The following is a 15,138-nucleotide window of genomic DNA, read 5'->3' as shown; positions in this document are numbered from 1 at the left end:
TGCTATTACGACTCCCAGAGAATCTCGTCATCCACCACGCCGTCCTCGTCAGCAGCCACCACCAGCAGTTCGTCCGTGAAGTGGGAGCCGAGCGTGAAGTCCAGCACAAAGTAACGCTCCGGTTGTCCGGGGTAGATGGCGACATGGCCGAGTTTGAGTGCCTTCAGGAAGACGTCGTTGGTGAGCTGTCCTTTATCGCGGACGCCGAAGACAGATTCAAGCTGCTCTTCCTTAAGCTGGGAACAATGAAAGTGGAGGAACTGCTGAGGGTTGGTGCCGTCCTGGTCCAGCTCGTCGGCGATCATTTCCCTGACCTGGTCCACGAGTTCGGGGAGGAAACGCAAGCGATAATCAACCTTGCGCAGTGCGGCCTCGTCGAAGTGGTCGTGAGCGGCGACGTTGAGGTCCAATTCAAGCTGGTTGCCGCCGAGTTCGTGCCTGGCGACAAAGCAGTGTTCCCGCCCGTGGTTGAGCTCGATCTCCCCAAAATGTTTGCTCGCTACCTTGCCCATGTGATCAATCTAACCCCATCAACCGGCGGGTTCCAGCACTTGCGGATATTTCACCTGCGCCGTTGCGGACCCTTGACAGGCGCGGTTTTCAGGGGATGAAGGCCGCTCCTGCCGGACGTGTCACGGAGGGTGTCAGCGAGCATCTGGGTGAACAGCTGGACCTGTGCGGTGCGCTTTTCATTGATGAGCAGAGCAAACACATTGCGTGCCAGCCGGATATCCGGAACGTCAAGAACCACGACGCCGGGCGGCCGGTTCCGGAGCGCGAGTTCCGGTACCAGCGAGGCGCCAAGGCCGGCTGCAGTCATTTCCAGACTCGCATGGAAGTCATCACTGTAAGCAACAACACGTGGGTGCAGATTGCAGCTGGCGAACAGGCGTTCGATCACCAGGGCGTCACTGGTCCCGGGGTGGTGGACAATCCAGGGCATGTCCGAAAGATGGGCAGCCTCAATCTCGGCATCCTCACGGATCTTCCACGATGCCGGCAGGACAACCCTGAAATCGTCGTCGCCGATCCACTGGCGCTCCAAAGAGTGAGGCCAGGCCAAGCCGGACTGGCCCACCTGGTAAACGAGCGCCACATCCAGTTCACCTCCGCTCCGAAGCCCCTGGATGGTTTGGGCGGGCTCGGCCACTGACACTTTCAGCTCAATACCCAAGCCGTTCCATCGCTCATTCCGGAGGATGTCCGGGAGTACATACGTGGCCAGGCTGGGAAAGATGCCCAACCGGAGTTCCTGGGCGGGGGAATCGTTCGTCCTGGAGGCCGCGGCCAGCAGGGCCTCGACGTCCGTGAGAACCTTCGATGCGTGCCGTGTCATGGTCAGGGCGGCTTCTGTGGGGACAACGCTGCGCGCTGACCGCTGGAACAGCTCGACGCCGGTATCACGTTCCAGCGCAGCCATCTGTTGGGAGACTGCCGAGGCTGTGTAGCCCAATTGGGTGGCGGCGGCTGCGAAGGAACCCAGCCGGGTTACCTCCAGCAGGGTCCGGAGGTGGAGGAGGTTGACCATCAGCAGATTTTAGCTGTTCGCCACGCCACATTTTCAAAGTGTCACGACACGCCGTATCCGTGCGACACGCTGAAGATTAAATGTGGCTAAGTAGTCCACAGGGTGTGGATGACCTCTCTCAATTTGGCGGAATCACGGACATTTTGAAGGCCCTTGCCTGTGGACGAGCGGTGGATTGAATGACATACTTGTAATACATCATCTTGGGGTTCCAGTTCGACGCTTGCACTACATGTAGTATCGATTTACGGATTGAGCGGGAAACCAGCCCAAGACAAAATCAGAGCGTGTTGGCTGTCACGGCAGCCCGCGGGCCGGTATCGGATTCAGTAGTTAGTTCCGGTTGAGCCCGCCAGATACGAAGAGCGACAGACTTCAACTAAGGGGACAGGGATCATGACCGTAACGGTTTACACGAAGCCGGCCTGTGTTCAGTGCAACGCAACTTACCGGGCACTCGACAAGAAGGGCATTGCCTACCAGAGTGTCGACATCTCCCAGGATGCCGAGGCCCTCGAGCGTCTCAAGGCATTGGGTTACATGCAGGCTCCGGTTGTTGTGACCGAGCAGGACCACTGGTCTGGTTTCCGCCCGGACAAGATCGAGGAACTGGCCCAGGCCGTTTCCTCCGTGGCCTAAGTTTTCACTCAAACTTCGCCACCACAGCACACCAAGAATTCCTATGTAGTTGAGGTGACTCCCATGGCACCGCTGGCAGCGGCAACCGCACGCGATGTGACGGAAGCTGTCACCACGAGGAGTCACCTCATCTACTTTTCCTCGACATCCGAGAACACTAAACGATTCGTCCAGAAACTGGGCCTGGACGCAGCGCGCATTCCGCTCTATGCCCAGGAAGCCCCGCTTCAGGCCCTTGAACCCTTCGTCCTCGTCCTGCCTACGTATGGCGGAACAAACGGTGAAGGCTCGGTGCCGAAGCAGGTCATCAGGTTTTTGAACAATCCCGGGAACAGGGAACTGATCCGGGGTGTTATCGGGGCAGGGAACACTAATTTCGCGGACAACTACTGCGCGGCGGGGGACATCATTTCCGTTAAGTGCAAGGTGCCGCATCTTTACAAATTTGAACTCATGGGGACGCCAGAAGACGTCCAACGGGTCAACGAAGGGCTGGAAAAGTTTTGGACACAACTGTCGCAGAAACAGAAGTAACCGGGAGCGCTGTGGACACGGCCAAGAAGCCACTGCCTGAGGCTTACAAGGGCTTGGGCTATCACGAACTCAACGCCATGCTGAACCTCTACGGCCCGAACGGTGAAATCCAGTTCGAAGCCGATCGCGAAGCTGCTCACCAGTACTTCCTGCAGCACGTGAACAACAACACCGTGTTCTTCCACGACCTTGAAGAGAAGCTCGATTACCTGGTGAAGAACCAGTACTACGAGCGCGAAACTCTCGACCAGTACACGATGAACTTCATCCGGGACCTCTTCAACCGCGCGTACAAGAAGAAGTTCCGCTTTGAGACCTTCCTCGGTGCGTTCAAGTTCTACACGTCCTACACACTGAAGACGTTCGATGGCAAGCGCTTCCTGGAGCGCTACGAGGACCGCGTGTGCATGGTTGCCCTGCACCTGGCCCGCGGCAACGAGGAACTGGCTAACCGTCTCGTTGATGAAATCATCGATGGCCGCTTCCAGCCGGCCACTCCCACGTTCCTCAACGCCGGCAAAGCCCAGCGCGGCGAGCTCGTCTCCTGCTTCCTGCTGCGCATCGAAGACAACATGGAGTCGATCGCCCGCGCCATCAACTCCGCGCTCCAGCTCTCCAAGCGTGGCGGCGGTGTTGCGCTTTCGCTCACCAACATCCGTGAGCACGGCGCTCCGATCAAGCAGATTGAAAACCAGTCCTCCGGCGTCATCCCCGTGATGAAGCTCCTCGAAGACAGCTTCTCCTACGCAAACCAGCTCGGTGCCCGCCAGGGCGCAGGCGCCGTGTACCTGCACGCCCACCACCCGGACATCCACCGCTTCCTGGACACCAAGCGTGAAAACGCCGACGAGAAGATCCGCATCAAGACCCTCTCCTTGGGCGTTGTGGTTCCGGACATCACGTTCGAGCTCGCCAAGAAGAACGAGGACATGTACCTCTTCTCCCCGTATGACGTCGAGAAGGTCTACGGTGTTCCGTTCTCCGACATTTCGGTGACCGAGAAGTACTACGAGATGGTTGACGATTCCCGGATCAAGAAGACCAAGATCAGTGCCCGCGAGTTCTTCCAGACCCTCGCAGAGATCCAGTTCGAGTCCGGCTACCCGTACATCATGTTCGAGGACACCGTGAACCGGGCCAACCCGATCGACGGCAAGATCACCATGAGCAACCTGTGCTCGGAGATCCTCCAGGTTTCCTCGCCGTCCATTTACGCCGAAGACCTCAGCTACGAGACCGTGGGCAAGGACATCTCCTGCAACCTCGGTTCCATGAACATCGCCAAGACCATGGATTCGCCGGACTTCGGTCTCTCGATCGAGACGTCCATTCGTGCCCTTAGCGCTGTGTCCGACATGTCCTACATCAACTCTGTGCCGTCCATCGCCCAGGGCAATGCCCAGAGCCACGCGATCGGCCTTGGCCAGATGAACCTTCACGGCTACCTTGCCCGTGAGCACGTTCACTACGGTTCCGAAGAGGGCCTGGACTTCACCAACATTTACTTCTACACGGTGCTGTTCCACGCTCTGCGCGCTTCCAACCGGTTGGCCATTGAGACCGGCCAGAAGTTCGGCGGCTTCGAGAAGTCCACCTACGCCAGCGGCGAGTTCTTCGATAAGTACACCGAGCAGGAATGGGCTCCGGCAACGGAACGCGTTCAGGAGCTTTTCGCCGGCCACCACATCCCCACCCAGGATGACTGGCGCGAGCTGAAGGCCTCCGTCATGGAGCACGGCATTTACAACCAGAACCTGCAGGCCGTGCCGCCTACCGGTTCCATCAGTTACATCAACAACTCCACCTCGTCGATCCACCCGGTGGCCGCCAAGATCGAAATCCGCAAGGAAGGCAAGATCGGCCGCGTCTACTACCCGGCTCCGTACCTGACCAACGACAACCTGGAGTACTACCAGGATGCCTACGAAATCGGCTACGAGAAGATCATCGACACCTACGCCGCGGCCACGCAGCACGTGGACCAGGGCCTGTCCCTGACACTGTTCTTCAAGGACACCGCCACAACGCGTGACATCAACAAGGCGCAGATCTACGCATGGCGCAAGGGCATCAAGACTCTCTACTACATCCGTCTCCGCCAGCTCGCGCTGGAAGGGACCGAAGTTGAGGGCTGCGTCAGCTGCATGCTCTGATCAACCTTCCCAGGTTGAAAAATTAGCGGCAGCTGCCGCGCTCACAACTGAAAAGCACGACGGCGGGTCACCACCCGCCGTCGTACGCTTACCTTAAGAACCCAACGCTAAAGGGGATGAAATGACCGAAAAGGTCAAGCTGCTTAGCCACGTCGAGGCCATCAACTGGAACAAGATCCAGGACGACAAGGACGTGGAAGTCTGGAACCGACTGGTCAACAACTTCTGGCTTCCGGAGAAGGTGCCGCTGTCCAACGACGTCCAGTCGTGGCACACGCTGACGCCGGATGAGCAGCAGCTCACCATGCGCGTCTTCACCGGCCTCACTCTCTTGGACACGATCCAGGGCACGGTCGGCGCTGTTTCGCTGATCCCGGATGCGATCACCCCGCACGAAGAAGCTGTGTACACCAACATCGCCTTCATGGAGTCCGTGCACGCCAAGTCCTACTCCTCCATCTTCTCCACCCTGTGCTCCACCAAGGAGATTGACGACGCTTTCCGCTGGTCGCTCGAGAACGAGAACCTGCAGAAGAAGGCTCAGATCGTCATGGATTACTACCAGGGTGACGATCCCCTGAAGCGCAAGGTTGCCTCCACGTTGCTGGAGAGCTTCCTGTTCTACTCGGGCTTCTACCTGCCCATGTATTGGTCCTCGCGCGCCAAGCTCACGAACACGGCCGACCTTATCCGCCTGATCATTCGTGACGAGGCCGTGCACGGTTACTACATCGGCTACAAGTTCCAGAAGGGCTTGGAGAAGGTTTCCGAGGCCCGCAAGCAGGAAATCAAGGACTACACGTTCGAGCTGCTCTTCGAGCTGTATGAGAACGAAGTCCAGTACACGCACGACCTTTACGACGGAGTCGGCCTGGCCGAGGACGTCAAGAAGTTCCTGCACTACAACGCCAACAAGGCACTCATGAACCTGGGCTACGAGGCCATGTTCCCGGCTTCTGTCACCGACGTGAACCCGGCTATCTTGTCAGCCCTGTCCCCGAACGCTGACGAGAACCACGACTTCTTCTCTGGCTCGGGCTCCTCCTACGTGATTGGCAAGGCTGTCAACACGGAGGACGAGGACTGGGAGTTCTAAACGCGTCTTCTTGAAGGCGGGCAGCGAGCAATCGCTGCCCGCCTTTCTGTTTAAGGGCACGTTCTTAGGCATGAAGGCCAGGCCTCAAGGGCTGTGACTACGTGGCACTCCTTGGCTGAGGGCGGGTGGTGGTTCGGGTATGAGTCGTTCCGCATAGAAGCTGCCCGGCAAAGGTGGGGCTTGGGATAGGTAGCTGTGGCCGGTGGGTGTGCGGATGTGGAGGGTGTGCCTGCCACCGGGCATGGTCTTCGTTGTGGTGGTCCAGCCGGGGTTTTCTTTGGTGTGGTTGCAGGCTTCGCAGAGGCCGGCTCCGTTGGCCAGAGTGGTGGCGCCCCCTGCGTGCCAGGGAACCACGTGGTCGATGTGGCGGATGGGCGCGTCGCAGTACGGGGTGCGGCAGGTATCGTCCCGGGATTCAATGAAGCGTCTGAGTCGTGGTGGGAAGAGCCGGGCTTTGGAGTCCATGCTCAGGAGCTCGCCCGTTCCGGGTGCTGTGTAAAGCCGACGCAGCCACACGGTGAACTCATCATCCTGCGCACCCGTGGCTTGAAGCCCCAGCCTTGGTTCCTGCGCACCCGTGGCTTGAAACCCCAGCCTTGGTTCCTGCACTCCCGCACGCTCCTGCCTGTTTGGGGTCTGGTTGGTGGTGCAGATCAGTGTTCTGGCCCATTCGGCGGGGACGATTCCGTAGCCTTTGAGGCGGGCTGGTTCACTGTCGCCTTGGAAGAGGGTGCGGTCGGTCATGACAAGGTGGAGTTCAACGCCCGAGATCCCGCCGGGTGTGCCGGTGGTGCGTTCGATGAGGGTGTCGGCCATGACCTGCCCACGGGTGCGGGGATCGCCGGTGGAGCGGGCGGTGTCGGCGGAGCGGGTGAGCGCAGCGTATGCGGCGACGCCTTGGGCGACGGGCAGCAGTGCGGTGAGGTAGGTCATGGTGTCCGGTGCCGGGCGCAGACTGACCGTGCGTTCGCTCGCGGCATGGCTCGCCCGCTGCGCGACGGAGCGTGGGTCACGCCGGTACGCGGCGGCTTTCACGGCGGCGATGATGGACCGGTCGCCTTTGCCGTCGAATGTTCCGGTGTCGGGGGCGAGCTCGTCATCCACCGCGCACCGGTCCTCCACAGACAGGCACGCTGTCTCTTTCACCAGCAGCGTGGCGCGCCATTCGTTGAGCTGGCCTGATTCCAGGGCGGCCAGGGTGCGGGGCATCTCCACCACCAGGGCTTTCGCCAATCCCAACAGTCGGGAGCCCCGGTTCGGGGATTCCCGGGTTGTTTTTCGCGCCAACGCCAGCTGAGCGCCCACCCCCTGGCCGCGCTCAGACACAGGCACACCCGCCGCAGCGCGTTCCTGCCGTTGCGCGAGGTCGAAGGCCACAGCTATCCGCGCCTGAAGGCCGGTAATGGCGGACTTCATGTCCTCCAAGGCCCGCAGTTGATTGATCAGATCAGCGCTGACGGTGCGGGGCGAAGGAGGAGCATCAACCACAGGCGCCACGGCTGACACAGTGCCTGAAGCCGTGCTGGAAACGCGGGGTGAAACTAGGGAAGGCGACGGCGCACGGACCAGCGCAGCAGCTGGCGCCGCACCCGCTTTGTGTTCCCTCATCTTCTCCATGCTCACACTCTGCCAGCAGGCACCGACATTATTAGCGCATGCATTTCCAGGCTTGCCGGGGTCCGGAAGCCCGTATCCCGTCAAACAACAAGGGGTGCCCATAGTCCGGGGCACGAGCCATCGGGGTGGGTCGCTGAACCATCCCACCCTTGTCCGCGTCTTCACATCAGGGGAGGATATTCCACATCGTCGGGAGGTTCACCATGGTCCAGCTGGAGAAGTTCGAAAAGTACTTGATCGAAGAGTTCTATGACGATTACCGGTCGGGGGACATGTCGCATAAGACCTTCACCAGGCGGGTAGCGTTCATCATGGGCAGCATGACGGCAGCTGCGGCCGCCATGACGTTGGTGGGCTGCACGCCGGAGGAGGTTCCCCGAACCACGGATCCGATGCCCACGCCGTCGCCCACGTCCTCCGCGGCCTCGCAAGGAACTGCGGCGCCTGGGAATGCCACAACGGCAGTTCCCAATGCGAAGAGCCCATTGTCTGTTCCGGAGGGTGCTGCCGGGCTGACAACTGCCACAGTGACATTCACCTCGGGCGGGACTGAGATCAGTGGCTACCTTGCCCGGCCGGAGGGAACTCAAAAGGGCCCTGCGGTTCTGATCTGCCATGAGAACAGAGGCCTCACTCCACATATCCAGGACGTTGCCAGACGCTTCGCCAAGGAAGGCTACGCGGCGCTGGCATTGGATCTGCTGAGCAGGGAAGGCGGTACGGCGAACATGGACCCGGATGCCGTCCCGGGTGCACTCACACAGGCAGGCGCGCAACGGCACGTTAACGACTTCAAAGCCGCTTTCGGCTACCTCACTAGCCAGGATTTCGTCGAATCAGGCCGCATTGCCATGATCGGGTTCTGCTTCGGTGGCGGCATCACCTGGCAGGCATCCACCGAGATCGCAGGGCTCAAGGCGACATCGGCCTTCTACGGTCCTGCGCCGGATCTGGCCAAGGTGCCCACCATCAAGCCCGCAGTGTTTGGCGTCTACGCAGAGAAGGACGCACGGATCACCGGCGCGATGCCACAGCTGCAGGAAGCCCTGGACGCTTCAACGGTCAAGCATGAGCTCAAGGTCTACCCGGGCGTTGACCACGCGTTCCACAATGACACCGGGGAACGCTACGTCCAGGCACAGGCAACAGCTGCGTGGAACGACACACTGATGTGGTTCAAGGACAACGTTTAACCCAACCAGAGATCATCCCTGCAACCGCGCCGCCTCGCTCGCCAACTCGGCCTCCAACGTCTCGATACTCGGCAGGCTCGCCACCAACTCATCCGGCAGCGAGTCCGCCAGCGAGGTCCGCCACTCAGCGATGCCCACGGGAGCATTGAAACCACGCAGTGCGTACTCAGCCACCACGCTGTTCTTTTCTTTGCAGAGCAACAAACCAATGGTGGGCTTGTCGTCGGGATGCGCCATGAGGTCGTCCACGGCTGCCATGTACATGCCCAACTGTCCTAGGAACCCTGGCTCGAACTTCACTGCCTTGAGTTCGATCACCATGTAGCAGCGCAACTTCAAGTGGTAGAAGAGCAGGTCTGCAAAGAACTCGTCGCCGGCAATTTCCAGCCGAACCTGCTCACCGACGAAAGCAAAGCCCTGCCCCAGCTCCAGAAGGAACTTTTCAACATGCTTGACCAATTGCAGCTCCAAGTCCCGTTCGGTGTGCCGATCAGACATGGCAAGGAAATCAAAGACATACGGATCCTTGGTGGCCCGCTGCGCGAGGTCGGAATCAGCCGGCACCATGGTGGCTTTGAAGTTGGTGATGGCCTGCCCGGAGCGCTCGTGCAAGCGGGTCGAGATCTGGTGGGTCAGCACGTTGCGCGACCAGCCATGTTGGGCAGCTGCCGCTGCGTACCAAAGCCGCGTGGCGGCGTCGTCGAGCTTTTCCAGCAGGGCGATCTGGTGGTACCAAGGCAATGTTGCAAGCGGTTCTTGCAACAGTGGAAAGTCCGGCCACGCCTGCGCGAAGCTCTTCATGTACCGCAGGTTTCTGGGGGAGAAACCTTTCGCTTCAGGGAATCGAGTGCGGATGTCGGCCGACAACCGCGTCACCACTTTGGCTCCCCAGCCCTGCTCGGATTCCCGTTCTGCCAACTGCCTGCCAATGCTCCAGTAAGAGTTCAGGACCTCGCTGTTGGCGGAAGCCATCGCGCGGGTCCTGCCTGCGCGCACCTCCTGCGTCACCGTGTTGAGCAGTGCGGGATACCAGTGGGGCATGGAAGAGGCAGCAGGAACCTCCGGAAACGTGGCCTCGGTGGCGAGCTCTTGGGACGGCATGTGTCTCCTGTCATTTGCTGTTGGCATCACGCTAGGGGGAGGCACTGACAAAATAGTGAGGTGAGTGAAGCCGGTGATTTTGTGGACTACACGTTGCAGCGTGAGTCGTCGTGGGAGAAGGCCGATCAGGCCAGTGCACGCCTCGGTGACGCTTTGAAGGTCTATGGAGCCTCCGTGGGCGCAGTACGCGGAACAATCCGGGACGCACTGAAAAAGTACAAAAAGCTCAGCCACGACGACATCACCGCCCTGAGCTCGGAACTATGGGACGAGCCGGTTTATGAACGCCGCCTCGCAGCAGTTGTTTTGCTGCAGACCAAGGTGGGGATTCTGGTTAACACGGACCTGACCCGCATTGAGGGCTTCATCCGGAGTGCCGGGACACGAGAACTCGTGGAACCCCTTGCCAAAGACGTCGTGCGGCCCCTGCTGGCCAGGCTCGAAGGGACCGCGGGAGAGCGTGCGGATCGCGTTCTGGAGCGTTGGGCGACCGACCCGGATGCAGAATTGCGCCGCGCCGCCGCCCTCGCCACGGGCACCCCACCCCTTGATAAGCACCAGCGACCGGCCTAGCGTTTCCCTCAACATATGCCAGTGAATTGAGAGGCAGGTTGAATGATGGAATCGCTGTGGCTGGACCGCGAATCCCACTTCACGTCCGATTCACTTCCCGATGAAAAACACTTTGACACCATAGTGGTGGGTGCGGGCATCACCGGACTCGTGGCGGCATTGCTGTTGTCCCGTTCGGGGCAGCGTGTGGTGGTCTTTGAAGCCCGCACCCTGGGTGCTGTGACCACTGGCAACACCACCGGCAAGCTGAGCCTTCTGCAAGGAGGCGTCCTTTCCGCACTGCGCGGCCAATACGCACTGAGGGTGGTGCAGGCGTACATGGAAGCCAACAAGACGGGCCAAGCCTGGCTGACGCAGTACCTCGAACAACAAGGAGTCCCGTTCCAGCGCCGCACGGCGATCACCTTCGCAACCACCGACGACGGCGGGCAGCGGCTCCGCAAGGAAGCTGCGGTTTCGAGGGACGTCGGTTTGGATGTGCATTTCAGCCGTGACCCAGGCCTGCCTTTCCCCGTGGTGGAGGCATTGGAGCTGGAAGGTCAAGCGCAGTTTCACCCGATGGAGGTGTTGGATACCTTGGCCATGGACATCCGAAAGCACGGCGGCCTGATCGTTGAGGGCGTCCAGGTCCAGAATGTGGGATCGGATAAGCCCTTGGAAGTGACCACCCGCAAAGGCACCTTCACAGCTGACACCGTGGTGCTCGCCACGGGCACGCCCATCCTGGACCGCGGCCTGTACTTCACCAAGCTCGAACCAAACCGTTCCTACGCCGCGGCGCTCCGGCCACAGGCCGGAACCCAAATCCCACAGGCCATGTACCTTTCCATTGACGCTCCCACCCGATCCCAGCGCACCCATCCCACCCCGGAGGGAGAGTTGCTCCTGGTGGGCGGTTACGGGCACGCGGGTGGGCGTGCGACATCACCGAAGAAGCACTTGGATGACCTTCTGGGATGGGCCAGCCACCATTACCCCGGGGCAGAGGTTACCCATACCTGGTCCGCGCAGGACTACCAGGCCACCAACCTCATGCCGTTCTTCGGCAAACTGCCACGTGGCCACGGCCGGATCTTCTTCGGCACGGGCTACAACAAGTGGGGGATGAGTAACGGAGTTGCCGCCGCGCTGTCCATTACCTCAGACATCCTGGGCGGCCAGTCAGATTGGGCAACCACCATTCATCACCGCGTCACGTCACCCCAAGGCGCCTTTCAGGCCGTGCGGCTCAATGCCGGTACCGCCAAGCGGATGATCGAGGACAAAGCCCGGGTCAGAAGCAATCCTGAGATAACTGACGAAACCCGCCCACCAGAGGGGACCGGCGTCGTAGGACTCTACAAGGGCGAACCAGCCGCGGTGTGCACTGTTGACGGTAAAGTCTGCTTGGTTTCTGCCAGTTGCGCCCACTTGGGCGGCCTGCTGGGATGGAACGACGCCGAGAAATCCTGGGACTGCCCCCTCCACGGGTCGAGGTTTACCCCGGAGGGCAAGTACCTTGAAGGCCCAGCGACGCATAACCTGCAGAAATCGGTGGGCAAGACGAAGGACTAACTCAGCCGGTTGACGCGGCGGAGGGCTTGGTCTGCGGCACGACGTTGCTGGCTGGCAGCCCGGACTGCGAGTTTCTTCTCGGAGTCCGCCGCATCCACGTCCCTGGTGACGCCGATCAGTTCCGCCTCCAACGATGCCAAACGGTTCCGTGCTTCCTGGATCCCGGCATTGAGCTTCTCGCGGCGATCGGCCAACTCGTTGACCACGTCCCAGGCCTTGGCCGCCGTTTCTTCGGCGTTTTGGGCCTCCTTGTCAGCTGCCTCGAAGTGGCTGCGGGCCTCTTCCAGCGCTGCCTGTTGCTTGGCAGCGCGCCGATCCGCCAGTGAAGTGGCTTCTTCCTTCGGTTCCTTCTTCTTGGCAGCGGGCGGTTCCTTGGCTGAGGACGGCTGTTTCATGGTTGGCTTGGCCTCACTTTTCGCGGTGACCTGCGAGCCAGTGTGGTCCTCAGGGCCCGCCGCGGCCACCGCACCCGTGAGGTCCACAGACTCGAAGCCGCTGCCACTGAGTCCCCGCACCAAGCGGCCGGTTGTCACCGCGGCACCGGCGCCAGCATCAGCCATCGCCGCCCTCATGGTTTGCTCGACGTCCGCTGCAGCGGCGGCGCTCAAAGGTGCTCCGAGCTCACCGGCCAGGTCCTTGGCAGCATGCACAGCCGATGCCAGTTGGCTTTGGCGCTGCTGTCCAAGATCGCGAAAGGCCGCAGCGTCGGCCGCTTCCTGGGCGGCTCTGAGGGAAACGCCAAAGCGCACGACGCCGTCAATCACCTCGGGCTTGTGCACGGCGAGCATGTTGACGGCCCAGGCGCCGGCGGTTGGCTTGGGGAGGGCGCCAACCTGCTTCGCCAGATCCTTGTCACCGTCGTCTTTGGCCTTGCGGGCCAGAGCCGTACGCTCGGCCGTGAAATCGCGAGGTAACACGGCGTATAGCTCCTGGGCTGCGTCGCGGAGGTCCATGGAATCATCCTAGGGTTTCATCACGCCGGCTACGCTGACCCGTCCGCAACACCCAGCTGCTTAGGGTAGCCTAAGTCAGTGGACCAGATCATGAGCTTGCCCTTCGGCGTCGCCCTCGCGGCGCTCTTCGCTATCGTCATGATCCGCGTCAACGCCACCTACTGGATAGGGCGGGGAGCCGTGACAGGTTTTTCGCACACCCGATTCGGCAGTTCCCTCCAGGGTCCCAAAGCAGCCCGTGCCCAGGCCCTGATACAGCGCTGGGGACCGTACGCCGTAGTGCTTTCCTTCCTGACCATCGGCCTTCAAACGGCCATTAACCTTGCAGCAGGTGCCGCCCGCATGCCCCTCAGGCGATACCTCCCCGCCGCGATCACTGGTTCGGTAATCTGGGCCCTGCTCTACGCGACTATTGGCCTTGCCGCCCTGGAAGCCTGGCTGGCGGTAGCAGCGGCGTCGCCTGTAGGAGCGGGACTGGGCGCCGCCGTGTTGGCGGCCTTGGTTGTCTGGGTGGTCGTGATTCGCCGGCGTCGGGCAGCAGCCAAATCAGCGGATACAGTGGTCTGAGTTCTACTGCTGGATCGGCGAAAGGCTCGGGTTGACTACTGCATTACCGGAACTGGCGGACGGCGGCTTTTACTACCAATCGCTGGGCGAGGGCCGCTACCGGTCCACGATCCACGCCCAGGGTGCGTGGAATCCCCACGAACAACATATGGCTCCGGCCTCGGGCATCATCGCCGATGCCTTGGTACGTCACGAGCCACGGGACGATGTTCGCCTGGCGCGGATCAGCTATGAAATCCTCGGGCTGATCCCCGGCGGCGAGTTCCAGGTCAGCACCTCAACGTTGAGGCCGGGCCGGACCATTGAATTGATCCAGGCGGAACTTTCGGCGAACGGCCGCGTGGCCATTCGCGCCGCCGCGTGGCGCATGATCACCAGCGACACCAGTGCGGTGGCTGCAATTGAAGATGAGGCCATGCCCGCCCCTGACGAATGCAAGCCCTGGGACGGCGCCAGCGTTTGGCCCGGCGGCTACATCCGTTCCTTGGAGATGCGCTTGGCCGAAGGCCACCGTCCTGGATCCGGCAGGGTATGGATCCGGACTTCGCACCCTTTGACGGATCAGGCAGACAGCACGGAGCTGGCACGGTTGATGGGGTTGGTGGACACCGCCAACGGGATTGCGGCCCGCGTTCCTCCGGGCGAGAACAGCTACATCTTCCCGAACGTGGATCTGCAGATCCATATGTACCGTGCTCCGGCCGGAGAATGGTTGGGCCTGGACAACAAGGTTTCCTTTGGGGCCGACGGCATTGGGTTGACGTCCACGGTGCTCCATGACATCAACGGACCGTTCGGCAGGGCAGAGCAGATCCTGACTTTGAGGAAGAGCTGATGGCGGGGGAGCGAACAAGCCTCACGGCATACCGTCAGCACGAATCGATGGGCGCGGCGGAGGACCTTGACTTCGCCCTGGAGCTTTTGAAACGCGCCCGCAGCGGGGAGCTGGGTCCATCGCTTCGTCTTTACCGCCCGAAGCCGACCGTAGCTTTCGGTCAGCGCGATGCCAATCTGCCGGGCTTTGGCGCTGCCGAGCTCGCGTGCAGCGACTTGGGGTTTCAGCCTCTGGTCCGCAAGGCAGGAGGGCGGGCAGCTGCCTACCACCAGGGCTCGCTGGTCATCGACCATGTAGAACCGCATCCCGATGCGATCGTTCGGGCCAAAGCCCGGTTCTCGGAGTTCGGAGAGCTGCTGGCTGGGGCGCTTCGCAGCGTCGGCGTCCACGCTGCAGTTGGTGAGATTCCGGGGGAGTACTGCCCTGGCGAGTTCAGCGTTCATGGCGAGGATCCGGACTTTCCAGCCCACCGGATCAAACTCATTGGCACCGCCCAGCGGGTGGTGTCAGGTGGTTGGCTGTTCAGTTCGGTGATCGTCGTGGAGAACTCCAAGCCCATCCGTGAGGTCCTTACAGCGAGTTATGCAGCCCTGGGCTTGGACTGGGACCCTGCAACTGCCGGCGCGGCAAATGACTTGCTGCCGCATCTTGACGTAAAGACGGTGGAGGATGCCGTGATTGAGGCCTACCGCGGCTACGCAGACGTGCTCGACGGCGACTTCCGCAGTCTTATGGCCTAGTGGCCGCAGCTCCTTTGAGCGGCCAACTTGCTGGGGCTAGTCTGAAGGAATCAGC

Annotated in this window: 15 protein-coding genes; 10 read left to right on the top strand and 5 right to left on the bottom strand. The window is 61.1% G+C overall.

Annotated features, from left to right (window positions below; all coding sequences use genetic code 11):
- Positions 1 to 5: 5 nt before the first annotated feature.
- Both BMY91_RS20040 and BMY91_RS20035 read right to left on the bottom strand, forming a co-directional pair.
- The gene (locus BMY91_RS20040) at positions 6 to 512 is read right to left on the bottom strand and encodes a DUF2004 domain-containing protein (RefSeq protein WP_090825138.1); all 507 of its coding nucleotides are present in this window, start codon (positions 510 to 512) and stop codon (positions 6 to 8) included.
- A 50-nt stretch (positions 513 to 562) separates the two neighbouring features.
- Positions 563 to 1,528 (bottom strand): LysR family transcriptional regulator, encoded by a 966-nt coding sequence (locus BMY91_RS20035; RefSeq protein WP_090825136.1) that lies wholly within the window; start codon positions 1,526 to 1,528, stop codon positions 563 to 565.
- A gap of 396 nt (positions 1,529 to 1,924) precedes the next feature.
- On the opposite strand from BMY91_RS20035, the gene nrdH reads away from it, so the two are divergent.
- The 4 genes from nrdH to nrdF all read left to right on the top strand — a co-directional run bounded on the left by nrdH (position 1,925) and on the right by nrdF (position 5,950).
- On the top strand, positions 1,925 to 2,167 hold the full coding sequence (nrdH, locus tag BMY91_RS20030) for a glutaredoxin-like protein NrdH (RefSeq protein WP_011775022.1): 243 nt from the start codon (positions 1,925 to 1,927) through the stop codon (positions 2,165 to 2,167).
- Positions 2,168 to 2,230: 63 nt separating this feature from the next.
- Positions 2,231 to 2,701 carry a class Ib ribonucleoside-diphosphate reductase assembly flavoprotein NrdI gene (gene nrdI / locus BMY91_RS20025; protein ID WP_090825134.1) on the top strand — a complete coding sequence of 157 codons (471 nt, stop codon included), beginning with the start codon at positions 2,231 to 2,233 and terminating at the stop codon, positions 2,699 to 2,701.
- Positions 2,702 to 2,712: 11 nt separating this feature from the next.
- Entirely contained in the window at positions 2,713 to 4,854 is a 2,142-nt protein-coding gene (gene nrdE / locus BMY91_RS20020) for a class 1b ribonucleoside-diphosphate reductase subunit alpha (protein WP_256212852.1), read from the top strand.
- 121 nt (positions 4,855 to 4,975) lie between these two features.
- Positions 4,976 to 5,950, top strand: a complete 975-nt coding sequence (nrdF, locus tag BMY91_RS20015; RefSeq protein WP_090825132.1) for a class 1b ribonucleoside-diphosphate reductase subunit beta — start codon at positions 4,976 to 4,978, stop codon at positions 5,948 to 5,950.
- A gap of 84 nt (positions 5,951 to 6,034) precedes the next feature.
- Here the strand turns inward: nrdF and BMY91_RS20010 are convergent, their stop codons facing one another.
- Complete coding sequence (locus BMY91_RS20010; protein WP_371261067.1) at positions 6,035 to 7,366, bottom strand: HNH endonuclease; 1,332 nt, start codon at positions 7,364 to 7,366, stop codon at positions 6,035 to 6,037.
- Positions 7,367 to 7,770: 404 nt separating this feature from the next.
- Between BMY91_RS20010 and BMY91_RS20005 the strand changes: the two genes are divergently transcribed.
- A complete protein-coding gene (locus BMY91_RS20005; protein WP_090825128.1) occupies positions 7,771 to 8,760 on the top strand; it encodes a dienelactone hydrolase family protein in 990 nt (329 codons plus the stop codon).
- Between the two features lie 12 nt (positions 8,761 to 8,772).
- Here the strand turns inward: BMY91_RS20005 and BMY91_RS20000 are convergent, their stop codons facing one another.
- On the bottom strand, positions 8,773 to 9,861 hold the full coding sequence (locus tag BMY91_RS20000; RefSeq protein WP_090825127.1) for a PDDEXK nuclease domain-containing protein: 1,089 nt from the start codon (positions 9,859 to 9,861) through the stop codon (positions 8,773 to 8,775).
- 60 nt (positions 9,862 to 9,921) lie between these two features.
- Between BMY91_RS20000 and BMY91_RS19995 the strand changes: the two genes are divergently transcribed.
- Positions 9,922 to 10,434, top strand: a complete 513-nt coding sequence (locus BMY91_RS19995; protein ID WP_090825125.1) for a DNA alkylation repair protein — start codon at positions 9,922 to 9,924, stop codon at positions 10,432 to 10,434.
- Positions 10,435 to 10,479: 45 nt separating this feature from the next.
- Positions 10,480 to 11,988 carry an FAD-dependent oxidoreductase gene (locus BMY91_RS19990; protein ID WP_090825296.1) on the top strand — a complete coding sequence of 503 codons (1,509 nt, stop codon included), beginning with the start codon at positions 10,480 to 10,482 and terminating at the stop codon, positions 11,986 to 11,988.
- Here BMY91_RS19990 and BMY91_RS19985 read toward each other — a convergent pair.
- The gene (locus tag BMY91_RS19985; protein WP_090825123.1) at positions 11,985 to 12,941 is read right to left on the bottom strand and encodes a hypothetical protein; all 957 of its coding nucleotides are present in this window, start codon (positions 12,939 to 12,941) and stop codon (positions 11,985 to 11,987) included. The two genes, BMY91_RS19990 and BMY91_RS19985, sit on opposite strands and share 4 nt — an antisense overlap.
- 78 nt (positions 12,942 to 13,019) lie before the next feature.
- Between BMY91_RS19985 and BMY91_RS19980 the strand changes: the two genes are divergently transcribed.
- The 3 genes from BMY91_RS19980 to BMY91_RS19970 are packed head-to-tail and all read left to right on the top strand — an operon-like array spanning position 13,020 to position 15,083.
- On the top strand, positions 13,020 to 13,508 hold the full coding sequence (locus BMY91_RS19980; protein ID WP_090825121.1) for a DedA family protein: 489 nt from the start codon (positions 13,020 to 13,022) through the stop codon (positions 13,506 to 13,508).
- 31 nt (positions 13,509 to 13,539) lie between these two features.
- On the top strand, positions 13,540 to 14,343 hold the full coding sequence (locus BMY91_RS19975; protein ID WP_090825120.1) for a thioesterase family protein: 804 nt from the start codon (positions 13,540 to 13,542) through the stop codon (positions 14,341 to 14,343).
- Positions 14,343 to 15,083: a lipoate--protein ligase family protein gene (locus BMY91_RS19970; RefSeq protein WP_090825118.1), complete on the top strand. Its 741-nt coding sequence runs from the start codon at positions 14,343 to 14,345 to the stop codon at positions 15,081 to 15,083. The genes BMY91_RS19975 and BMY91_RS19970 overlap by 1 nt, the downstream gene beginning before the upstream one ends.
- The last annotated feature ends 55 nt before the right edge of the window (positions 15,084 to 15,138 follow it).

Source organism: Arthrobacter sp. yr096 (genome assembly GCF_900108925.1).
Lineage (GTDB): Bacteria > Actinomycetota > Actinomycetes > Actinomycetales > Micrococcaceae > Arthrobacter.
Note: the sequence above shows the minus strand (reverse complement) of the source record. Positions and strands in the feature narration are given on the sequence as shown.